Raw genomic sequence first — 23156 nt, forward strand, 5'->3', positions numbered from 1 at the left:
CTCGTCTGCAGATCGGCCGACGAAGTAGAAGATACCAGCCTCCTACTACCCGACGGGGGCCCAGCAACCTGGCGCCAGGTTGCTGGGCCCCCGTCGGGTAGCAATAAGGGGAATCAGTGGGAGGCGGGAGCGGTGATTCCTTCGGCGGGGGAGCCGACGAGAGCGGCCGCGGCGCGTTCGGCGATCATGATCGTCGGAGCGTTCGTGTTCCCGGTCGGCACGAGCGGCATGATCGACGCATCGGCCAACCGCAGCCGGCTCACGCCCCGGACCTCGAACGTGGCCGGGTCGACGACCGCCTCGGCGTCCGTCCCCATCCGGCAGGTCCCGGCTTGGTGATGATAGGTCACAACCGACCCGCGGACGTAGTCCTCGAGGTCCTCGTCGGCCACCTCGGGGCCCGGGTGAATCTCGGTGGGCTGCCACGATGACAGGGCCTCGGCTCGCCCGATCTCACGGCATTGCCTCACCGAGGCGACGAGAGCATCGACATCGGCCTGTGCCGAGAGCACCTGCGGATCGACGACGAGCGGATCCTGTGGATTCGGCCCGCTGAGCCGCACCTCTCCGCGACTTTCGGGGCGAACCAGGCCGCCCTGCAGAGTGAATGCTCCGCCGGGTCCTGGTCCGGTCTGCCCGGCCGGCGCCGCATCCTGGGCATACATCGGCACGGAGAAGAACAACGGCTGAGTGTCGGGGACCGGCAGATCCGGTCGGGACTTCGCAAAGAAGTGCACCTCGGCGGGCGCCACCTCTCCCATCGACACCTCCCGATCTCCGGTGGAGAAGATGACCGGTGAGAGCCAATGATCCTGGAGATTCTTGCCGACGCCCGGCAGATCGACCACCGAGTCGATGCCGACCTCGGCAAGCTCCTCGGCGGGACCGATGCCCGACCGCAGTAGCAGCTCGGGGGAGGCCAGAGCACCCGCGGAGAGGACGACCTCGTCGGCGGACACGGTGCCGACGCGGCCGCGGAAATCGATCTCGAGACCGGTGATCGCGGTCCCGTCGAGGAGAAGCCGACGGGCGTGCGCGGAGGTGAGAATCGTGAGGTTCTCATCGCCGAGGCGGGGCTTGAGGTAGGCGCGCCATGTGTTGAGTCGTTTGCCGTCGCGTACGTTGAGCTGGATCTTTCCGATGCCTTCGACGGATCCGGAGTTGTAGTCGTCATTGACGGGTATGCCGGTCTGTGCGGCGGCCGTGAACATGTCCTCCTGCAGCGGATTGCGCGCATAGTCGACGCGCACATCCATCGGACCGTCGGTGCCTCGATTCTCAGCGATGTCGCCGTCGAAGTTCTCGATTGCGGCGAAGACCGGCCAGACCTCGTCCCAGGACCATCCCGGACACCCGGATTCGACCCACTGTTCGTAGTCCCAGGCATCGCCGCGGACCCAGATGACGGCGTTGAGGGCATTCGACCCGCCGAGGACCTTGCCGCGGGGGAGGTGGATGCGGCGGTTCATCGCCGCCGGCTGCGGGGGAGTGTAGTAGTCCCAGTCCTGCTGCGAATGCCAGATCAGGCCGAGGTTGTTGAGATGGTCGATGTTCGGATTGGTCTCGTCTCCGCCGGCTTCGACGAGGCAGACTTTCTTTCCGGCATCGAGCAGCCGGCGGGTGAGGACGCACCCGGCCGATCCCGCACCGACGACGATGTAGTCGAATCGCTCGTTCGGGATCTCTGTGGGGAACGTGTCCGGGTGGTCTGAGGTGTTCGAGGCCACGGTGCCTGATTCATGCTCGGTTGTCATGGCCTCAGGCTAGTGATGTCGGTCACCGGTGAGGAATGCCTGCGGACGAGGTGTGCACGATTCGGCAAGCCGTCGGCGACGGTCGTGCGCGCATCGTCAATTCCGGTCCCACCCGACCTCTCCGTGCTACCCGACGGCGGCCCAGCAACCTGGCGCCAGGTTGCTGGGCCGCCGTCGGGTAGCAATTGGGGAGGTTAGGAGTCGCAACAGGGGGAACCGGACTCCGGGGCGGGGACGTCGAGGACGGGGGAGCGGTCGAAGAATCCCTCGGGTCGCAGCTTGAAGCCGACGGTGTCGACGGGCATGATCGGCCAGTCCTCGACCCGTGGGAAGTGGGTGAGGCCGAAGCTGTGCCAGACCACGATGTCCTCCCCGTCGACGCTGCGATCTGCCGCCGTCCACGCCGGCAGCCCCGCGTGACCGGGATGCTGGTTCGGGAAATCCCCGGTCGGGTACCGCTCGTCCTCCTGATACTGCGAGACCCACAGCGACTTCGACGCGAACGTGGCACGGCGATGAATCGACGAATCCTCGGCCGCGAGCAACGTGGGCAGGCCCGTCGGGTGCAGTTTGTACCCGACCGGTTCGCCGAGGCGGTTGGTCGACTCCGGGTTCGTCACCACCCACGTCCGCGCCTTCGACTGATCCGCATCCCGCTGCGCAGTCAGTTCGGTGGCCAGAACGGTCCGGGACCGGCTGAAGGCATTGCCGCGCGGGTTGTCCTGCGAGACCGGCAGACGCACCACGTCCTCCTCCTCGACCCGGCACTTGCCGCCGTCGAGGGCGAAGTCGAGTCGAGCCCCGAAGAGATGCTGGTGGAACGGGGCACCGAGTCCGGGCGCGATCTCCGAGGCGAAATCCGTCGACCCGTTCGGCAGCGCCGAGGTGAAGACGACACCGGTGGCCTTGGCCTCGAACTCGATCGTGCCGTCGAGGTAGAGATACCAGTAGAACCCGTAGTCGTAGTTGCCGACCGTGGTGAAGAACGAGACGACGAAGCGACGGTTGCGCCGGGTGTAGGCGACACCCGACCACAGGTCCGAATGCTTGGCCAGAATCGACGCATCCTCCTCATGCATGCAGATGCCGTTCTTGATCTGCCGAGGTTCGCCGAGGTTGTTCGCCACCCACGGTGACAGATAGGTGATATCGCCGAGGCAGTCACACCCGAGCTCGAGCGAGTTCGCCCATTGCCCGACGAGGTATTCGCCGGTGTCGAAATAGTTCTGCCACGACCGCACCGGTGAGGGGTCACCATAGGGAACGACCATCTCGGCGATCGCCGCCCGATCGAGGATCGTGCGACGGCGCTCACCGTCGTCGAAGGCGATGTTGTGCAGGACGAGGCCTTCGCGCATATCGAAGCCGACATCGAACGACCACTTCTCCCACTCGATGTGGTTGCCCTCGGTGACGGTGAAGCTCGGCCCCTCCGGCTGCGTGATCGAGATCGGCTTCTGCGTGGTCCGCACAGGTCCGGTGAGCTCCGGATCCGTGTAGTTCCCGTGCTCGGCCGGCACCGGAACGTTCTCGAGGTCGAGGACCTGGTCGACGGTTTTGTTCGTGACATCGACATAGGCGACGAGTCCGTCGATCGGGTGCGCCCACGCCGAGTCCGACTCATGCTGCTGATGGAATGCCAGCCCGCGCAGGATCCTCCGTCCCTTCTCCTCCGGGTATTCGAAGACCCCGGCCGACAGCGGCGCCACCCGGACCTCTGCGACGGACAGCCCGCGCCTCTCGAGGCTCGCCCGCCACGTCGGATCGGCGGCGAGGACCTCTTCGACGACCTCGAACTCCTCTTCCATGACGGGGAACTCGCCCTCTTCGGTGGAGTCCACCTCGGCGACGGATTCGACCGTCTCACGGGTGGCCGAGACGACGATATCGCGGGCAGTGCCTGCGGACTTGTCGAGGATGAAGGCACGGAAACGGCGATCCACCTCGGCGATGGCCCGCTCCGTACCGCGCACGGGATCGAGCAGGCCGACGTAGGCCATGCGCGCGGTATCGGGGAAGTGCCCGGCCGCGCGCAGCACCGCGGTGACGGTCGAGATCTCGGCCTCGGTCGGCAGTGTGAAGGGGGTGGCGGTGGTCGCCTCGGCGACGGAGGGGGAGGAATGGCAGGACATTGTGCACCTTTGCAATCTGGGCCTGTGGACTGAGTCACGCTAAAATCTACACTCGTAGGAAATAAAGTCAAGACCCGATCTGCACCGCTGTGGAGGAACCATGCCCAAGATCGTCGACCATGACCAGCGACGACTGGACCTCGTGCAGGCGACGCTGCGCCTGATCGTCCGCCAGGGCCTCAGTGGGGCGACGATGCGCGATATCGCGGCTGAGGCCGGGTTCGCCAATGGGGTCGTCAAAACGTACTTCGGTTCGAAGGCGGACCTGCTCGCGGCCACCTACCTCTACGTCTTCGAGGCCACGAACGCCCGGGTCGCGACCTCGACGACGGGCCTGCGCGGTCTCGACGCTCTGCGCGCCTTTGCGCACGAGGTGCTCCCGGTGACCCCCGCGCTGCACGACGAAGCCCGCGTCGTCCTGTCCTATCTCGCCGAGGTGGCCCAGAACCCCGAACACGCCCGCGCGACCGCAGGGACCATGGAGCTGTGGAGGGCGTGGATCGTCTCCTGGCTCGGCGAGGCCGACGCTGACGGTCATCTGCGTGCCGAGGTCGATATCGAATCCGAGACCGAAGTGCTCCTGACGTATCTGCTCGGGGCGCAGACCGGCGCGATCATCGGAGGGCGCGGATTCGACTTCGCCGGCTTTCGGGCCCAGCTCGACTACGTCATCGCCCGACTCGACTTGCCGAACTGAACCGGTAGGGCCGGGGCGAACCTTGGACGGAGGGAGCCTTGCCGAAGCTAGGTGACCAAATGGTCGGTAATCGGGTTCGGGGTGGTGACTGGCGCGGCGGTTGGGGATAGAGTGACCGGACAACGGGCCTTCGGCGAAGCGGTCGAGGCCGAGTGAACTGAGGACGACGATGTTGCTTGAAGACACCGCGAACGACTTCGACGGCTGGCAGGGCCTGGTCTCGGACTCGTTCGTCCCACTCGATACGGAACCCCAGCGCCGAGGCGGATTCCAAGGTCGCATCAGCGCGCGCGACTACGACTCCGTGGTGATGTCGCAGATCAACGCCAATCCCCATGCCGTCCTGCGCACCCCCGAGCTGATCGCCCGAGCCCGGTCGGAGGCGCACGGCTGCGCGGCCGGCACGAACTACTTCAAGGTCTCTCTGCAGCTCGACGGGCACGGACTGCTCATCCAGGACGGACGTGAGATGGCTCTGGCGCCCGGATCGCTGGCCATCTATGACACGTCACGACCGTATACGCTCAGCTTCGATTCGGACTTCTCGTCCTACGTCATGATGTTCCCGCAGTCACGGGTCAACCTGCCTGCCGGAACCGTCGGCCAACTCACCGCCACCCCGATCGGAGCCGACCACCAACTCGGCGCGGTCGTCGCCCAGGTCATCTCCCAGGCCGGGGCCATGCTGCCGACCCTCAACCGGGCGACCGGTGTGCGGCTGGCCGGCAACGTCGTCGATCTGCTCACCACCGTGATGGCCGACGAGCTCTCTGCCGCGGGCGGCGAGATCGACGAACGGCAGCGACTGTGGGCTGAGATGACCGACTACATCGATGTCCACCTCTCCGACCCGCAGCTCACCCCCTCGACCATCGCCGCCGCCCACTTCATCTCGGTGCGCACCCTGCACCAGATCTTCGAAGGCACCGGGGAGACCGTTGCCGGAGAGATCCGACGACGCCGCATCGAGAAATGTCGAGTCGACCTCGCCGACCCCGGGCAGCGCCAGACCCCGGTGGCCGCCATCGGCGCCCGTTGGGGACTGAGCGATCCCGCACACTTCTCCCGGCTGTTCCGCAGTGCAGTCGGACAGCCGCCCGCCGGGTACCGCCGCAGCATCCACGCCGACTGACGAGGATCGGGCCAACTGATCAGGACCGGATCGGCCGCTTCGGACCGAAGCGCCCCGACGCGGATGCGCGAATCGTCAAGAACTCTGCCTGCAAAGCCAAGACGCGATCTGCAGGCGGCACCCACACTGGCAGTAATCACTTTGACTGTTAGGTGGATCACATGAGCACTCTCAGCTCGGACCCGGCCAAAGGCGGCCTGGGTTCCCCGATCGGCAATGCCGCCGATCGGGCCTCCACGGACGTCGGGCAGGCACCCTCGGCCACGGCCTCACTCGATGCCCGCCGCATCGGAATCCCCGCGCTCGTCTTCATGATCATCGCCGCCTCGGCGCCGTTGACCGTCGTTGCGGGCGGAGTCCCCAGCAATTTCGCTGTCACCGGCCTGGTGGGGATTCCGCTGTCATTCGTCGTCCTCGGGATCATTCTCATCCTCTTCGCCATCGGCTATGCGGCGATGAGCCGCCACGTCCACAACGCCGGGGCCTTCTTCGCCTACATCTCGAAAGGGCTGGGCAAGCCCGCCGGAATGGGAGCGGCGATGACCGCGCTCGTCGCGTACAACGCCATGCAGATCGGCATCGCCGGAATGTTCGGCTTCGTCTTCTCCTCGTTCCTCGACACTCTCTTCGGCATCTCCTGGTCCTGGTGGGTCTGCGCCCTCATCGCCTGGGTCATCGTCGGCATCATGGGAGTGCTGCGCGTCGACTTCTCCGCGAAGGTGCTCGGCATCATCGTCGGCGCGGAGTTCCTCGTCGTCATCGTCTTCGACATCATCGGACTCGCGCACAGCCCCGAGGGCATCACCGGCGACGGGCTCGCTTTCGATCAGCTCTTCGCCCCTGGAGTCGGCGCGGCCCTGGCATTCTCGATCGCGGCTTTCATGGGCTTCGAATCCGGGGCCATCTATAACGAGGAGGTCAAAGATCCTCGTCGCACGGCAGGCCGGGCCACCGTCATCGCCGTGAGCATCATCGCGGTGTTCTACGCGTTTTCAGCTTGGGCGATGGTCGTCGGCGAAGGGGTCTCGAAGGTCATCGGCCGGTCCCAGGAATTCGGGCCCGACCTCATGTTCGTCTTCCTCGGCGAACACGCCCCGGTGTGGTTCGTCGACCTCGGCAACCTGCTGTTCCTCACCTCGCTGCTGGCCGCGCTCGTGGCTTTCCACAACATCGTCGCCCGTTACGTCTTCGCGCTCGGTCGAGACCGGGTTCTGCCGTCGTCGCTGGCCAGGACCTCGCGGCGCACCGGTGCTCCCGTGGCCGGCTCCCTCACCCAGTCGGGACTGGCGCTTGTCATCATCCTCGTCTTCGCCGTGGTCGGCTCCGGCAGCGATGACCCGCTGTTCCCTGTCGTCACGCTCTTCACCTGGCTGACGAACATGGGGGCCTTCGGACTCGTCCTGCTCATGGCGCTGACTGCGCTCGCCGTCGTCGGATTCCTGCGCACGAAGTCGGGGGAGTATTCGCTGTGGACCCGCGCGATCGCCCCGGGCCTGTCAGCCATCGGACTCCTCGTCCTCTTCGTCGCCATCGTCATCAACTTCAACGTTCTCATCGGCGCAGAGGGCACCACGGTCCTGTCCTGGCTGCTGCCGGCCATCGTTCTCGTCCCCGGGCTCATCGGCACGATCTGGGCCATCGTCCTCCGCTCGTCGTCACCGAATCTCTATGCAGGAATCGGTTCGGGTGGTTCCCTGGGATGACGTAGGCGTCCCGACCGCCTGAAACAGCCGTACACACCGCCAGAAAATGACCACACCAACCGCCGCCGACCTACCCGGTCGCCGATCAAAGGAGCACCATGACCGCCGAGGCAACCGCCACCGAAATGACCACCACCGCTGGAATTCTCGCCGCCATCGTCGACCCCTCCGGACGCGAGATCCACGACCCCGCCACCGGTGAGGTCGTCGGCCGCACCCACGAAGGCACACCGGCAGAGATCGACGCTGCGGTGACAGCAGCGCGCCGGGCTCAGCCTGCTTGGGCAGCGCGCAGCTCCCAGGAGCGCAACGACCTGCTCAACCGAGCCGCCGACGCCATCGAAGCCTCCGCCGAGGCGCTGGCTGAGCTGCTCTCACGCGAACAGGGCAAACCCCTCAACGGACCCAACGCCCGCTTCGAAGTCGGTGCCTGCGCGGCCTGGCTGCGTGCGAACGCGTCCTTCGAACTCGAACCCGAGGTCCTCGTCGACGACGGCGAAACGCATGCTGAACTCCATTACAAGCCCGTCGGCGTCGTCGGTGCGGTCGGTCCCTGGAATTGGCCGATGATGATCTCCGTCTGGCAGTTCGCGCCGTCTCTGAAGATGGGAAACACCGTCGTCCTCAAACCCTCGGAGTACACGCCGCTGTCCGTGCAGGCGCTTGTGGCTGTGGTCAACCAGGTGCTGCCGGCCGATGTGCTCTCCGTCGTTCCCGGTGATGGTTCTGTGGGCGCTGCATTGACCAGCCACGAGGATGTCGACAAGATCATGTTCACCGGGTCGACGAAGACCGGACAGGCGATCATGCGCACCGCCGCGGACAACATCGCCCGCATCACCCTCGAGCTCGGCGGCAACGACGCAGGCATCATCCTCGAAGACGCCGATCCGGCCCAGATCGCGGGAGACCTGTTTTGGGGCGCGTTCATCAATACCGGACAGACGTGTGCTGCGATGAAGCGGCTCTATGTCCCCGAATCGCTCTACGATCAGGTCTGCCAGGCCCTCGTCGAGGTGGCCGGACAGTCCCCGATGGGTGTGGGGCTGGAAGAGGAGAACGTGCTGGGGCCGTTGCAGAACAAGCAGCAGTACGACATCGTCGCTCGGCTCGTCGACGCAGCCAAGGACGGGGGAGCGCGCGTGCTCATGGGCGGCGATCCCGTCGCCGAGCAGCCCGGCTACTTCTACCCGACGACCCTCGTCGCCGACATCGACAACGACAACCCGCTGGTGGCCGAGGAGCAGTTCGGGCCGGTCCTGCCGATCATCAAGTACACCGACCTCGACCAGGCCGTCGAATGGGCCAACGAGCTCGAAGTCGGCCTCGGATCCTCGGTGTGGGGCACAGACCTCGACGCCTGCCGACAGGTCGCGGCCCGTCTCGAGGCGGGAACCACGTGGATCAACAAGCACGGCGCGGTCGACCCCCGCGTGCCGTTCGGTGGGGTCAAGAAGTCCGGCTTCGGTCTCGAATTCGGTCTCGAGGGCCTCAAGCACGTGAGCATCCCCCAAGTCATCTCCTGGTAATTGCTACCTGACGGCGGCCCAGCAACCTCGCGCGAGGTTGCTGGGCCGCCGTCAGGTAGTTCTGGGAGGGCTATTCGGGTGGTAATACGTGAATGCCGTCGGGGCCGTCAGCTGTGCGGCGGGTACCTAGGGCCGAATAGACGCTGACCGACCACGGTGAGTCGGAGTCGAATGCGCCGAGGTGCCAGTCTCCATAGCGATGCTCAAGTCTCAGTGATGTTCCGGCCGAGCAGTGATCGAGATCGGCAGGGCCGCCTCGTCGGTGGGTCGTTGTTCCGACAACGAGGCGACCGCCAGGTGCCAGCAGCTCGTCGGCAGTGGCGAATGCCCTTGCGAGCTCCACTCGAGTCAGAAAAGCCGGCACATTGCCTGACATGAGAATGAGATCGAAGCGCTTCGGCAACTGATGATCTGCCATCGTTCCGGCTGACAGGTCTGTCGCTGACAACTGCCGGAACCAAACAGAGTCGAAGAGCTCCCTCGCCACCTGCAGCACCTCGGGATTCGGGTCGATGCCGAATGCCCGGTGTTCGGCTCTGCGCAGTGCCGCGACCGCACTGCCGATGCCGCAGCCGATGTCAAGGACCGTTGATTTGCGAGGCACAATCATGTCGATGAACCGGGCGTCGACTTCGAGGTCGACACCTGAATGAGCCAACCGACGCATCTTTGCGGCGTAGTCCGAAAGATCGGTCGAATGCACCATCCCAATAGTCTCTCACTCATTCCGCACCAACTTCGCGCTCTCAGAACTACCTGACGGGGGCCCGGCAACCTCGCGCCAGGTTGCTAGGCCCCCGTCAGGTAGTAATTGGGGAGGGGAAGAGCTCTCGGACGATGTCGAGGACCCGGGCCAGTGCTTCGGACGGGTTGTTCCGGCGCCAGCCGAGGGCGAGCGTGAACGAATCCCCGCCCTCGGCGAGGCGGACATAGCGCACTCCGTCGATACGGATGTGATCCGAGGACTCGACGACGACGGCCATGCCGACCTGCGCGCCGACGAGCGCCAGAAGACTGTAGGGGTCCGGTGCTTCTTGGACGACCTGCGGCAGGAAACCGGCGTCATCGGCCAGCCGCATCATCACCTCTCTGACCTGCGACCCGTGCGACGGGGCATAGGAGATGAACGGCTGACCGGCGAGCTCACCCATGCTCACCGACTCACGCTCCGCCAGCTCATGCCCCGAGGGCATAGCGATCATCACGCTCTCCTGCCGGATGACGTGGACCTCGACACCGGCCGGCACCGGCGGGCTGATGATCGCGAGATCCGTCTCACCGTCGCGCAGCGCGATCGCGGCCTCCCCGCAGTACATCTGCGGCTGCAGGTCGAGGCTGATGCCAGGGTGCCGTTCGCCGACCTCGCGGGCCAGTCTGGAGAGGATGGAGTAGCCGCTCGTGCCGCCGAATCCGATGCGCACCCGGCCCGCCAGGCCCTGTTGAGCGGCCCGGGCCATGCGCCGGGCACCGTCGACCTGAGTCCCGATTGCCGCAGCGGGTTCGAGCAGCGCCTCACCCGCCGGCGTCAGTCGGACCCGCCGCGTCGTCCGCTCGAACAGATCGACGTCGAGGTCTCGTTCGAGCGCGCGGATCATCTGGCTGAGCGCGGGCTGCGCGATGTGCAGACGTTCCGCAGCTCGCCCGAAATGCAGCTCCTCGGCGACGGCGAGAAACGCAGTGACCTGCCTGAACTCCATGTCATGTCCCCACTGCGCCGATTGATAAGAATATACGCTTAATCACCAAGATATTACCTCTTGGACTCTGAGTAATTCCGATGGCACTGTTGAAGACGAACTCAATGCCCAAGGAGACGCCCATGACTGCCGAAACCACAGACACCACCACCGCCGACCCCTCCGACCTGCTCGACCTCGCCGGACTCCTCACCGACGACGAGCTGGCGCTGCGCGAAAAGGTCCGCAGCTTCGTCGACGAGCGGATCCGCCCGAACATCGCCGAATGGTACGAAGGCGCGATCTTTCCGACCGAGATCGTGCGTGAGATGGGCGAGCTCGGCCTCCTCGGCATGCATCTGCAGGGGTACGGCTGCCCGGGGCGTTCCGCCGTCGAATACGGTCTCGCCGCCCTCGAACTCGAAGCCGGCGACTCCGGACTGCGCACCTTCGTCTCCGTCCAGGGATCGCTGGCGATGTCGGCCATCCACAAGTTCGGCTCCGAGGCGCAGAAGAACCGCTACCTTCCCGGAATGGCCAAAGGTGAGATCATCGGCTGCTTCGGACTGACCGAACCCACCGCCGGGTCCGACCCGGCGTCCATGGCCACCACCGCCACCCAGGGCGCCGACGGATCCTGGACGCTCAACGGTGCCAAACGTTGGATCGGTCTGGCCTCGATCGCCGATATCGCCGTCATCTGGGCCGCCACCGACGACGGCATCCGCGGCTTCCTCGTGCCCACCGACACCCCCGGATTCACCGCCACCCCGATCACGCAGAAGCTGTCGATGCGGGCCTCCATCCAGTGCGATATCAACCTTGCGGACGTGAAATTGCCCGCCGAGGCGGTCCTGCCCGAGGTCACGGGACTGAAGGGGCCGTTCTCCTGCCTCAATGAGGCCCGGTACGGAATCATGTGGGGCGCCATGGGGGCCGCCCGCGACTCCTTCGAAGTCGCCCTCGAGTACGCACAGAATCGCCTCCAGTTCGACAAGCCGCTCACTGCCTACCAGATCACTCAGGAGAAGCTGGTGAACATGGCCCTCGAGATCCAGAAGGGCACCCTCCTGGCCATCCAGACAGGACGACTCAAAGACACCGGGACCCTCGATCCCGTGCAGATCTCCGTCGGCAAGCTGAACAACTGCCGCGAAGCCATCGCCATCTGCCGGGAGGCCCGGACGATGCTCGGCGGCAACGGCATCACCCTCGAATACTCACCGCTGCGGCACGCGAACAACCTCGAATCCGTGCGCACCTACGAAGGCACCGACGAGGTCCACACCCTCATCCTCGGCCGCCACATCACCGGCCAGCAGGCCTTCCGCTGAGCTGATCGGTTCCGCAGTCGGCCGGTACCCCAGGTCAGCTGCTGACCTGCGCCCCGCCGACCCACACCTCGGCGGGGGTGCGCAGACCTTCCAGATCAGCCAGCGGATCGGTCCCGAGGACCAGCAGATCCGCACGGTCGCCTTCGACGATCCGCCCCCGGTCACTCAGCCCGAGCGCATCGGCTGCGCCCGAGGTGGCCGACCGGATCGCCTCGGCGGCAGTCATCCCGGCGTCGATCAGGTAGCCGAGCTCACCGTGCAGCGACGCCCCGTGGGGCACGGGCGCGAACGGCGTCTCGTTCGCATCGGTGCCCGCAATGATCCGCACTCCCGCAGCGTGCAGGGCGCGCACATTCGACAGGGCGAGAGCGAACGCGGAATCGGCATGCTCGCGGAGGCGGGCGTCGGCAATCGCACGCATCATCACCAAGGTGGGGGAGACGATGGTGCCCGTCTCGACGATCCGAGAGATCGTCGCCTCGCTCAGCCGTGCCCCGAAAGGGACATGGGTGAGCACATCGACACCAGCCTCGAGGCCGCGATCGAACGCCCCCGGAGTGACCGCATGGGCGACGGTGAGCAGCCCCCGGCCGCGGGCTCCGTCGACGAGCGCCCGCAGCGTCGGAATATCGAGCGCGGGCACCTCGGTGGCGTCCGGATCCTCGATGATGATCTTGATGAGATCGGCTCCGCCGGCCTCCCGCCAGTCGAGGAACCGCTCGGCATCGTCGGGCCCGGTGACACCGGATCCGACGGGGAATCCCATCAGCTCGATCTGTGAGCTCCCCGGTGCCGAGGCGGCCGATCCGGCGCTGACGATCCCCGGGATTCCGCGGTCGGACCGGAAATCGTCGACAAGCGAGTCCGGATGCGTCCCGAGATCGACGAGCGTCGTCAGCCCCGTGCGAAGAGCACCGACGAGCGGCTCCCGTGATTTCAGGTGCACATGGGTGTCGATGAGCCCGGGCAGGACGAAGCCGTTCGACTCCGCAGACGGGGCCTCGGCAGGACTGATCGTCGTGATCGTATCGGCGAAGTCGATGTCGACGGCATCGCCGATGGCCGCGGTGTCGACATCGATGATGTGCACATTGCGCAGAGTCGTCATGAATCCACCTTAGTCACCGCAGGCATCTGCAATCCTCACAGTTCCGGGAAGCCGACCCCGGTCAGCTCTTCGGACACCGCCCACAGTCGGCGGGCCACCTCGGTGTCGGTGGACTTCGCCGAACGGGATGCGAACCCCGGCTTTCCGCGGATCTCGAACAGGCCGGTCGGGCCGATGTAACTGCCACCGGGCAGATCGGCGACGGCGGCGCAGAGGATCGGCCGTGCCCCGTTCTGCTCGCTCTGAGCGACCACCCGGGTGAACGCACGGCTGACTCGCGCGTCCAAAGAGTTGTCGTCGCTGGAGCCGAAGAGATTCGTCGCCGCCATCCCCGGATGGGCGGCCGTCGCGATCACCGAGCATGTCCGTTCGGACAGCCGGCGCTGGAGTTCATCGGTGAAGAGCAGGTTCGCCAGCTTCGACTGACCATAGGCGGCCATCGGCCGATACGATCGGCCGGTCCACTGGAGATCGTCGAAGTCGATCGTGCCGAACCGGTGGGCGATGGAGGCGACGGTGACGATGCGCTCGCGCACCTGCGGGAGCAGCAGATTCGTCAGGGCGAAATGGCCGAGGTGATTCGTCCCGAACTGCGATTCGAATCCGTCGACGGTCCGGTACAGGGGCGGGATCATGATCCCCGCATTGTTGATGAGGAGATCGACCGGATCGGTGAAGTCCGCAGCGAAGTCGCGCACCGAGGACAGATCGGCGAGGTCGAGGTCGCGCACCTCCGTGCTGCCGGGCATCGTCTTCGCGGCGGCTTCACCCTTCGCGCGGTTGCGGACAGCCAAGATGACGTGGGCACCTCTGCCCGCGAGAACCCGGGCAGTCACCCGGCCGAGTCCGCTGTTCGCGCCGGTGATGAGGGCCGTGCGCCCTGTGAGATCGGGAATGCCGAAGTCGATCGGAGAAGTCATGAGGCCATCCTAGATTTCCGCCCTGGCAGTCAGCTGTCCACCCGAGCCGCCACCGCACCACCGAATTTGTTAGGGTAGCCTTCGTGCCGAAGACCCCTGAAACCGGTGCGCAGATGCTGCGCCGAGCCGCCCGTCGGCGCATCCGTCCCCTGCTCGGCGGAGCTGGTGCCCTGTCGATCTGGCAGGTCTGCGAAGCGCTCGTGCCGGTGGCGATCGGCATCATCGTCGACCGGGCGATCATCCCGCTGTCGATCCCGGCTCTCATCATCTTCATCATCGGACTCGGCCTCCTCTTCACCGTACTCAGCCTCGGCTACCGTTTCGGTGCACGTCTGTGCAACTCCGCCCGCGAGCACGAAGCCCACGCCCTGCGTGCCGAGATCACACACGCGGCGCTGACCGCCCCGAGCCTTCCAGCCGACCGCACCTCGGGCGAGGTTCTGTCCATCGCGTCCGCCGATGCCGACACCGCGGCCACCGCATTTCAACAGGCCGGACGCGGCATCGCCTCGGTGCTGGGCATGATCACCGCCGCGGTCTTCCTCCTCATCGCCGACCCCGTGACCGGACTCGTCGTCCTCATCGCCGTGCCCATCGGCCTGATCGTCGTCGCCCTGCCCGGCCGGTCCGTCTCCGCGCGCGCGACCGCGCAACTCGAAGCCGTCGCCTCCGCCGGACGCTCGGCGTCTGACCTCATGCACGGACTGCGCGTGATCAAAGCGATGGGAGGCGAGCCGTGGGCGGTCCGTCGCTACCGCGCCACCTCCGATGCGGCCGCCGAAGCCGGCGTCGCCACAGGTGAGAAAACCGGACGCCTGGCCGGGCTCGGGGCACTCGTCATGTCCGCGGTGCTGGCGATCGTCCTCATCGTCGCGGGCCTGCGCCTCATCGACGGCCAGATGAGCGTCGGCGCGCTCATCGGCATCCTCGGCATGACCGCCTTCCTCACCGAGCCCATGCGCGCACTCGCCGACATCGTCGGCCTCTTCGCCCAATCCCACGGCGCCGCCGAACGGATCGCCCGCCTGCTGACCAGCATCGATGCTGAATCAGGCACCGGCGATGCGACAGACACCAGCGCCGAGGCGGCCCCCACCACCCGTGATGCCGCCGATATCCGCCCGAGAGTGACCACCACCGAATCCGGAATCACCATCACCGGATGGCCGACGACCGCCGAGTCCCGGGCACTCACCACCGCCGGGGGAGCGCTGACCTGCATCGTCTCCGACGACGCCGAGGATGCAGCCATGCTGCTGGCTGAGCTGACCTCCCACGCCAGGAGCCTCGGCCCCGCCCGGATGCTCGTCGCACCCCACGACGTCGACCTGTTCGAAGGCACCATCGGATCGAACATCACAATGGTCGTCACCGCCGACAGTTCAGACGCCGACGACCGCACTGACGCTGTCGATCACCCGCCGATCTCGGACGAGGTGCTTACCGCCTCGGGCGTCGACGAGCTGCTCGACCTCGTCAATGGGGGACTCGGCTACCGGATCCAGGAACTCGGCGGAAACCTCTCCGGCGGCCAGCGGCAGCGCGTCGCCCTGGCTCGAGCCCTGAACGCCGACCCGCAGATCCTCGTCCTCGCCGAACCCACCACCGCCGTCGACGCGGTCACCGAAGCGAAGATCGCCCACGGGCTCAGCCGACTGCGCCGCAGGAGAGGAGACCAGGCCACGATCATTCTCACCTCATCCCCGGCCTTCCTCGCCGCCGCCGACACCGTCGTCTATCGCCCCACGTCGGGCCCGCTGCTCATCGGCCGCCATGCCGATCTCCTCGAGACGGACACCGACAGTGCCGAGGCCTACAGAGACACGGTGACCCGATGACGCCGCAGACCACCCTGACGATCGCCTCGCGGCGTCGCTCCTTCGCCCACCTGGCCCCGCTGCTGCGGCGCCGCGCCGGCTGGATCGTCCTCCTCGTCGTCGCGGGACTGGCCAATGCCGGGGCAGGCCTCGTCGGGCCGTGGGCGATCGGCCGTCTCGTCGACGAACTCCCCGCCGGAGCAGACCCCGAACTCGTGTGGGTCTGCGCCATCGCCGTCGCGATCGCCGGCATCGTCATGGCCGCCGGCACATGGATCGGCGCCTGGGCGCTCGCCCGCATCGCGATGCCCGTCGTCGCCGAACTGCGCACGGAAGTCGTCGACTCAGCCCTGACACTCGAGTCCCAGCGGATCGAACGCACCGGCACCGGCGACCTCGTCTCCCGCGTCGCCGACGACTCCCGCAAGATCGGCGAGGCCGCCGGCCAAGTGCTGCCGCTCGTCGTCGAATCCCTCCTCGTCGTCGTGGTCTCTGCCTTCGGTCTGGCCGCCATCGATTGGCGTCTCGGCCTCACCGGGCTCGTCGCCGTGCCGATGTACTGGCTCACTCTGCGCTGGTATCTGCCCAGATCAGAACCCATCTACAAAGAAGAACGCGCCGCTTTCGGCAGGCGCGCCGGCCGCCTGCTCGGCGGCCTCACAGGCAGCGCGACCCTGCGCGCCTATCGCGCAGAGGCCGGGGAGATGCGACGCATCGACTCCGCCTCCGCACATGCCCGCGACCTGTCGATCGACGTCTTCCGATTCGTCACCCGCGCCTTCGGCCGCAACAACCGCGCCGAGGCAGTCGTGCTCTCTCTGCTGCTGGCCGCCGGCTTCGTCCTCGTCTGGTTCGGGGAGTCCACCGCCGGCGCCGTGACCACGGCGGCTCTGGTCTTCCACCGCCTCTTCAACCCCATTGGCGCCCTCGTCGGACTCTTCGACCAGGTCCAATCGGCCGGCGCCTCCCTGACCCGGATGGTCGGAGTCATCGACGAAGCCAGAACCGTGCCGAAGCGCTCGGCCCAGGCCGCACCCGCTGCCCCGTGGCTCGTGCTCGAGGACCTGTGGTTCTCCTACGACACCGACCCGGATACGGACAATCACGTGCTGCGCGGGGTGAACCTGAGCATCGCGCCGGGTGAGCACATCGCGGTCGTCGGCACCACCGGTGCCGGGAAGACGACGCTGGCGAAGATTGCCGCGGGACTGTCCGCACCCGGTCACGGACGGGCACAGCTGACGGATGGCGGGGCCGCCTCGGCGAACGGGGTGGACGTGGGATCGATGGACGAATCCGCGCTGCGCCGGCATATCGCCATGGTCGCGCAGGAGGTGCACACCTTCTCCGGCAGCCTGCGCGACAACATCACCCTGCCGCGTCCGGACGCAAGCGACGACGCTGTTCGCAAGGCCGTGGACACGGTCGGCGCCGGGTGGGCGACGTCCCTGCCGAACGGCCTCGACACGCAGATCGGGGAGGGTGGGGTCCGCCTGTCCGCGGTTCAAGAGCAGATGATCGCGCTCGCCCGCCTCGTCCTCGCCGACCCGGACTTCGCGATCCTCGACGAAGCCACCGCCGAGGCGGGATCGGCCGGAGCTCATGTCCTCGAATCTTCCGCCGAGGCGGTCCTTTCCGGCCGTGGTGCGCTCATCGTCGCCCACCGGCTCAGCCAAGCGGAGAAAGCCGACCGGATCCTCGTCATGGAGCACGGACAGGTCATCGAGGAAGGCACCCACCACGACCTCGTCGCTGCAGGCGGCCGCTACGCCGAGCTGTGGGAGGCGTGGTCGGGCTGAGGCCGTCGGACAGGGGGCATCAGCTCAGGCCGAGCACCGTCGTGGCGATCGTGAAGTAGAGGATGAGGCCCGTGGCATCGCAGAACGTGGAGATGAACGGGTTGGAGAACACCGCTGGATCCGCCCCGACCTTCTTCGCGATGATCGGCATCAGCCCTCCCACCGTCGCGGCCATGATGCACACCGACAGCAGCGTCAGCCCGATGACCAGGCCGATCGCCCAACCGTAGACGAGTCCGGCGACGACGAAGCCCAATGTGCCGAGCACGGAACCGAGTACCGCGCCCACGCGCAGCTCTCTCCAGATGACTCGGCCGAGGTCGCGGACGCGCACCTCACCGACGGCCAGGGCTCGGGTGACGGTGGTGGCCGCCTGGTTGCCTGTGTTGCCGCCGGTGCCGGTGAGCAGCGGAATGAAGAGCGCGAGGACGACGACCTGATCGAGTCGGTCCTCATAGACTTCGAGGACCTGGACGGTGAGGATCGCCGATACGGCGAGGACGAGCAGCCACACGATGCGGCTCTTGACCAGACGCATGATCGTCGAGGACAGGTAGGAGCGATCCAGCGGTTCCGTACCGGACCCCCGGGCGAGATCCTCCGCGTCCTCCTCGTCGACGATATCGAGGACGTCGTCCATGGTGAGGATGCCGACGAGCCGCTCCTCCTGATCGGTCACCGGCATCGCGATGAGCCGGTGGGAGAGGAACTCACGCGAGGCTTCCTCACGGTCCGTCAGCGCATGAGTGCTCAGAGAATCACGAACGATGCCCTCGATGATCGTGTCCTCATCGGCGGCAAGCAGATTGCGCAGCGACACCACGCCCCGCAGTACCCGGCCGGGGCCGACGACAGGCAGCAGATAGACGGTCTCGGGTCCGTCGATGCGGGCGCGCACAACCTCCATCGCCTGGGCCGCCGTCCAATCCTCGTGGATGCCGAGGACCTCCGGAGACATGTACCGTCCGATTGCGGACTTCGGGTAGCCGAGCACGGCAGAGGTCATCGATCGCTCGTCCGGGGTCAGCCCCTTCATCAAGCGACTGGCCACGCTGGCGGGCAGTTCGCCGAACAGTTCGGCACGGTCATCGGGGTCGAGGCCCTCGACGATATCGGCGACCTCGGGTTCGCGGAGATTGCCGATGAGCTCGGCCTGGTACGCCGGAGGGAGGTCCTCGAAGACGTCGAGAGCCTCCTCCTTCGTCAGCACGCGGAAGAGCATCGCAGACTGCAGCGGGGTCGAGGTGTGGACGAGGCGTCCGATCTCGGCACGCGGGACCTGTTGGGCCAGACCAGCGATCTCATCGAGCGTACCGGGATCGATTCTGCCGGTGAGTGCGGATTCGAGTCGGTCGGCCGCCTCGGTGCCCTCTGTCGTATCGGCCACGCATGCCCCCTCACCTCGGACGGAAACTTCCGCCCTCAACCTTAGGCCATCTACGAGGCGGCGCCGGGCTCGCCTCGACAGCGCGCAGTCGCGACGTTTCGGGCACCACCGAAACGACACGGGCCTACGATGAGGACATGACGAGGAGATTCCCGGAGTCCGCACCGAACATCGCCGCTCTGGCGTCGGCTATCGCCGACCCGAGGCGCGTGATGATCTGTGCCATCCTCCTCGACGGCCGTGCCTGGACGCTCACTGAGCTCTCCCGCGCTCTGTCGATTCCGATGTCGTCGATGTCCGAACACGCTAACGTCCTCATCGACCACGGCGTCCTCGTCGAGCGACGAGAAGGCCGACACCGCTATGTTCAGATCGCCTCGACCGACGTGGCCGACTGGCTGGAGCACACCGGAGCTCTGGCCGGCGGAGCGATGACCTCAGCACCGACGCTGGCTGCGAAGACCCGTAACCGTCAGCTCATCGAAGCCCGCACCTGCTACCGGCACATCGCAGGCCGGTTCGGCACTCAGCTCTTCTCCGCACTGATGCAGCGAGAATGGATCGATCCGTCTCTCACCATCACCGAATCCGGGAGGGCCGGGCTCGCAGAGGCATTCGGGCTCGAAGTCGGTCAACCGACCGCCTCGTCGCGCCCCCTTGTGCGCCGGTGCCTCGATTGGACGGAACGTCGTTCCCACCTCGGCGGTCGCCTCGGCGACGACATCTGCAGCACGTTCTTCGACCGCGGGTGGATCCTGCGCCGCCCGCACTCGCGAGCTCTGACGATCACCGCGGACGGGCGCGACCGCCTCGACTGGGTGCTCAGCGCACAGAGAGATCATCTCTGACCCCCAACGCACAATCCGACAGCGCACTATCCGACAGCGAACAAAGGAAACCGACGATGACCTCACCCACCGACACCACGCGAGCCTTCCGCGAACTGCACGTTCCCGGCGACCCATTCATCCTGCCCTGCGCCTGGGACGTGGCCAGTGCCCAGTTCTTCGCCGAGGCGGGGCACCGGGCCGTGGGCACGACGAGTCTGGGCGTCGCGGCCGCCATCGGCGCCGCCGATGAGGACCGTGAGACGCTGACCGCCACCGCGGACCTCGTCGCCGCTCTGCGTCGGGCGCTGCCGGAACAGCCGCTGACCTGCGACTTCGAAGACGGGTACGGTGACAGTCCCGAATCCGTCTTCGCGAGCGTGCGCGAGGCTTTCGCTGCCGACCCCGCCGACCCCGCCGGCCGACTCATCATCGACGGCATCAACATCCAGGACTCGCGGCACGCACTGATGAGCGAACCCGTGGTCTTGGCCGCGAAGATGGCGGCCGTCAAGGAAGCGTGTCCGGATCTGTTCGTCAACGCACGGATCGACACATTCTGGCTCGGCCAGGACAGCCTCGGCGAGGTTCTCGAACGCATCGACGCCTATGCGGACGCGGGAGCCGATGGCATCTTCGTCCCCGGCGACCTCGACCTGTCGACGATCGAGACGATCACCGCCCGCAGTCGGGTTCCGGTGAACGTGCTGGCCAGTCCGCGATACTCGCGGACGACGCTCGCCGAGGCGGGGGTGGCCCGGATCAGCACCGGGTCCCTGCTCTACCGTGCGGCGATGTCGGAAGCGCTGCGCTCCCTCGCCGTCCTTGCCGACGACTCCCCGGCGGAGACTGAGAACGTGCTCTCGTACCGGGCTTTCACCGAACTGGGCTGAGTCAGCGTCAGCGCCCGTCCTGCCGGACGGTGAGCACGGGCACGGGGGAGCGGAGGATGAGCCGCTGCGCGACCGACCCGAGGATCATCTTGCCCACGCGCGATCGGGCACGGACACCGAGGACGAGGCGATCGACCTCCGCGTGATCGCTCAGTTCGTCGGTGACGGCGGTGACCGGGTCGCGATCGCCGCGGCCGGACCGATTGATGACGGTGACCTCGAGCCCGGAGGGAATCTCATCCTCGGTGAAGTCATGGAGGGTGAGGTTGATGAGCAGCAGCCCGGTGCCGAGGTTCTGCGCCTCGGCGACGGCCGATTGGAGGGCAAGCCGACCCTCGGGACTGTCGGTGACGGCGACGGCGACTGACATGGAGGCTCCTTATCTGCGTCCGTACTCGGCTTTGAATTCGCGTTCGAACTCCGCGAGGTCCTTGTCCTTCGTCTCCGGCAGCATCAGTGCCAGGAAGACGAAGGCGATCACGGCGAGGCCGGCGAACATGCCGAAGGTCGCCGTCATGCCCAAAGCCTCGATGAGCGGCGGGAAGAACTGGGCGACGATGGCGTTCATGATCCACAGCACGAACACGCAGATGCCCATTGCGAAGCTGCGGATCTTCATCGGGAAGATCTCCGAGAGCATCAGCCAGGTCAGCGGGCCGACCGTTCCCTGCATGGAGAAGACGAAGAGGACGAGGAACGCGAGCACCGTCCACGCCTGTGCCGGTCCGGGAGGAACGATGACCGCGGTCAGGGCGATGAGCGTGTGGAAGACCGCGATGAGGGCGTAGCCGGTGAGGAACATGACCCGGCGCGGCAGCTTATTCAGCAGATACATGCCCAAGGAGATGCCGGCCAGGGAGAACACGCCGTTGGCGATGTTGCCGATGATGGCGACACCGGAATCCAGGCCCGCGCTCGTGAGCAGCTGAGTTCCGTAGTACATGACCGAGTTGATTCCGGTCAGCTGCTGGAAGAAGCCGAGTCCGGCACCGATGATCACCAGTCGCAGCACCCACCGGGTGCCGAGGTCGGAGAGCCCGCCCGTGGCCTCCTTCGCATCCTCGGCTGCGAGGTGGGTGACCTCGTCGATCTCGGCCTCGGCACGTTCGGGGGAGCGGACCTGCTTGAGCACGGCCAGAGCTTCCTCGGTGCGTCCCTGCGAGATCAGCCAGCGCGGGCTCTCGGGTTGGAAGATCATGCCCACGAGGAGGGCGATCGCTGGCACCAGGGCAACGAGCAGCATCCACCGCCAGATCGAGTCGACATGCCCGAAGAAGTTGAAGATCACGGCGTTGATGACGAACGCCGCAAGCTGACCGCCGACGATCATGAGCTCATTGCGGGTGACGTAGCTGCCGCGCTTCTCCGACGGGGCGATCTCACCGAGATAGACGGGCACCGTCGCCGAGGCACCGCCGACTGCGAGTCCGAGGACGAAGCGGGCGCCGATGAGGAACTCCGCCCCGGGCGCGAGCACGCAGCCGAGGGTGCCGATGATGAAGACTCCGGCCAGGAGCAGGATCGTCTTGCGACGGCCCCAGGCATCGGCGACTCGACCGCCGAAGACCGCACCGAAGGCGGCGCCGACCATGAGAGAGGCGACGACGAGGCCTTCGCTCAGCGCGGTCAGGCCGAAGTCCTCGCTTAGGGGTTCGAGGGCTCCGTTGACGACTCCGGTGTCATAGCCGAAGAGCAGCCCGCCGAAGGTGGCGACCGTGGCGATGATGCCGAGGCGGTGGACGGGGCGACCCGTGCCGACGTGGGGGAGTTCGAAGTTCGTGCTGGCGGTGGACGTCGATCGGCGACGCGGGGATCCGGGTGGCATGGGCGGCTCCTTTCCCCTTCAGTCCTAACACATGGGAGCCTGCCGCAAGCGGAGGGGGTGGAGCTCAGTCCTCCTGATACGAGTCGTCGATGACTTCGGGCATCCCGTCGATGACCGAGACCTCTTCGGTTCCGTCGTCGGCCAGGGCATCGACATCGAGGTCGTCGCCATCCAGCTCGGCGACTTCGAATTCGTCATCATCGTCGGAGACCATCTCGTCGCCGACACGATTGCCCTGTTCCGCGGCAGGTGACTGATCGGTGTTGAACTCGTCGGAGAGACCGGGAGCCTCGTTCTCGTCGTCCCAGCCGGCGTCGTCGATGAGAGCATCGTCGGCCCCTTCGATGCCCGTGCCTTCCGGCCCTTCGGCACCGGGCTCGACGGTCGGCTCGGCGGGCTCATCGTCGATGCCGGAGTCGACGTCGACCTGGTCGGCCTCTGCTTCGGCGGCGGTGAGTTCGGGATCATCCAACTCTTCGGCCGTCGGATCGTCGAGTTCGGGATCGTCGAGGATGGGGTCGTCTTCCAGCCGGTCGGCCGCGTCCGAATCGAACTCGCTCATGATCTCTCCTTCGCTCGCAATCAGGTTCGGGCCCTCATTCTTACACGTCGATCCGTCGCAG

19 protein-coding genes are annotated in these 23156 nt (G+C 66.5%); 9 read left to right on the forward strand and 10 right to left on the reverse strand.

Annotated features, from left to right (window positions below):
- Positions 1–113: 113 nt before the first annotated feature.
- Positions 114–1754 (reverse strand): GMC family oxidoreductase, encoded by a 1641-nt coding sequence (locus AC239G_RS03930; RefSeq protein ID WP_181272256.1) that lies wholly within the window; start codon positions 1752–1754, stop codon positions 114–116.
- Positions 1755–1948: 194 nt separating this feature from the next.
- Positions 1949–3886, reverse strand: a complete 1938-nt coding sequence (locus tag AC239G_RS03935) for a primary-amine oxidase (protein WP_487489855.1) — start codon at positions 3884–3886, stop codon at positions 1949–1951.
- Positions 3887–3986: 100 nt separating this feature from the next.
- Between AC239G_RS03935 and AC239G_RS03940 the strand changes: the two genes are divergently transcribed.
- The 4 genes from AC239G_RS03940 to AC239G_RS03955 all read left to right on the forward strand — a co-directional run bounded on the left by AC239G_RS03940 (position 3987) and on the right by AC239G_RS03955 (position 8947).
- Positions 3987–4583, forward strand: a complete 597-nt coding sequence (locus AC239G_RS03940) for a TetR/AcrR family transcriptional regulator (RefSeq protein WP_487489856.1) — start codon at positions 3987–3989, stop codon at positions 4581–4583.
- Positions 4584–4752: 169 nt separating this feature from the next.
- Positions 4753–5715: an AraC-like ligand-binding domain-containing protein gene (locus AC239G_RS03945; protein WP_487489857.1), complete on the forward strand. Its 963-nt coding sequence runs from the start codon at positions 4753–4755 to the stop codon at positions 5713–5715.
- A 311-nt stretch (positions 5716–6026) separates the two neighbouring features.
- Positions 6027–7418: an APC family permease gene (locus AC239G_RS03950; protein WP_434595340.1), complete on the forward strand. Its 1392-nt coding sequence runs from the start codon at positions 6027–6029 to the stop codon at positions 7416–7418.
- Positions 7419–7543: 125 nt separating this feature from the next.
- Entirely contained in the window at positions 7544–8947 is a 1404-nt protein-coding gene (locus AC239G_RS03955; RefSeq protein WP_434595343.1) for an aldehyde dehydrogenase family protein, read from the forward strand.
- 70 nt (positions 8948–9017) lie between these two features.
- On the opposite strand, the gene AC239G_RS03960 is transcribed toward AC239G_RS03955, so the two are convergent.
- On the reverse strand, positions 9018–9653 hold the full coding sequence (locus AC239G_RS03960; RefSeq protein ID WP_139469168.1) for a class I SAM-dependent methyltransferase: 636 nt from the start codon (positions 9651–9653) through the stop codon (positions 9018–9020).
- A gap of 94 nt (positions 9654–9747) precedes the next feature.
- Positions 9748–10644, reverse strand: a complete 897-nt coding sequence (locus tag AC239G_RS03965) for a LysR family transcriptional regulator (protein WP_139469170.1) — start codon at positions 10642–10644, stop codon at positions 9748–9750.
- A gap of 122 nt (positions 10645–10766) precedes the next feature.
- On the opposite strand from AC239G_RS03965, the gene AC239G_RS03970 reads away from it, so the two are divergent.
- A complete protein-coding gene (locus AC239G_RS03970) occupies positions 10767–11957 on the forward strand; it encodes an acyl-CoA dehydrogenase family protein (RefSeq protein WP_487489858.1) in 1191 nt (396 codons plus the stop codon).
- A gap of 34 nt (positions 11958–11991) precedes the next feature.
- Here AC239G_RS03970 and AC239G_RS03975 read toward each other — a convergent pair whose 3' ends face one another.
- Both AC239G_RS03975 and AC239G_RS03980 read right to left on the reverse strand, forming a co-directional pair.
- A complete protein-coding gene (locus AC239G_RS03975; RefSeq protein ID WP_434593860.1) occupies positions 11992–13065 on the reverse strand; it encodes an amidohydrolase family protein in 1074 nt (357 codons plus the stop codon).
- Positions 13066–13100: 35 nt separating this feature from the next.
- Positions 13101–13985: an oxidoreductase gene (locus AC239G_RS03980; RefSeq protein ID WP_487489859.1), complete on the reverse strand. Its 885-nt coding sequence runs from the start codon at positions 13983–13985 to the stop codon at positions 13101–13103.
- Between the two features lie 83 nt (positions 13986–14068).
- Here AC239G_RS03980 and AC239G_RS03985 point away from each other — a divergent pair, with 83 nt between their 5' ends.
- Positions 14069–15823, forward strand: coding sequence for an ABC transporter transmembrane domain-containing protein (locus AC239G_RS03985; RefSeq protein WP_487489860.1), 1755 nt, complete (start codon positions 14069–14071; stop codon positions 15821–15823).
- On the forward strand, positions 15820–17601 hold the full coding sequence (locus AC239G_RS03990) for an ABC transporter ATP-binding protein (RefSeq protein ID WP_181271031.1): 1782 nt from the start codon (positions 15820–15822) through the stop codon (positions 17599–17601). The genes AC239G_RS03985 and AC239G_RS03990 overlap by 4 nt, the downstream gene beginning before the upstream one ends.
- A gap of 19 nt (positions 17602–17620) precedes the next feature.
- On the opposite strand, the gene mgtE is transcribed toward AC239G_RS03990, so the two are convergent.
- Positions 17621–18988 (reverse strand): magnesium transporter, encoded by a 1368-nt coding sequence (gene mgtE / locus AC239G_RS03995; protein WP_487489861.1) that lies wholly within the window; start codon positions 18986–18988, stop codon positions 17621–17623.
- A gap of 137 nt (positions 18989–19125) precedes the next feature.
- Here mgtE and AC239G_RS04000 point away from each other — a divergent pair, with 137 nt between their 5' ends.
- Positions 19126–19836 (forward strand): ArsR/SmtB family transcription factor, encoded by a 711-nt coding sequence (locus AC239G_RS04000; RefSeq protein ID WP_487489862.1) that lies wholly within the window; start codon positions 19126–19128, stop codon positions 19834–19836.
- A gap of 56 nt (positions 19837–19892) precedes the next feature.
- Positions 19893–20708, forward strand: coding sequence for an isocitrate lyase/PEP mutase family protein (locus AC239G_RS04005; protein ID WP_180345641.1), 816 nt, complete (start codon positions 19893–19895; stop codon positions 20706–20708).
- A gap of 7 nt (positions 20709–20715) precedes the next feature.
- On the opposite strand, the gene AC239G_RS04010 is transcribed toward AC239G_RS04005, so the two are convergent.
- The 3 genes from AC239G_RS04010 to AC239G_RS04020 all read right to left on the reverse strand — a co-directional run bounded on the left by AC239G_RS04010 (position 20716) and on the right by AC239G_RS04020 (position 23095).
- Positions 20716–21078 (reverse strand): universal stress protein, encoded by a 363-nt coding sequence (locus AC239G_RS04010; protein ID WP_487489863.1) that lies wholly within the window; start codon positions 21076–21078, stop codon positions 20716–20718.
- A gap of 9 nt (positions 21079–21087) precedes the next feature.
- The gene (locus AC239G_RS04015) at positions 21088–22533 is read right to left on the reverse strand and encodes a sugar porter family MFS transporter (protein WP_139469184.1); all 1446 of its coding nucleotides are present in this window, start codon (positions 22531–22533) and stop codon (positions 21088–21090) included.
- A gap of 64 nt (positions 22534–22597) precedes the next feature.
- Complete coding sequence (locus AC239G_RS04020) at positions 22598–23095, reverse strand: hypothetical protein (protein WP_139469186.1); 498 nt, start codon at positions 23093–23095, stop codon at positions 22598–22600.
- Positions 23096–23156: the final 61 nt, after the last annotated feature.

The organism is Brevibacterium sp. Lmc1, from assembly GCF_057654315.1.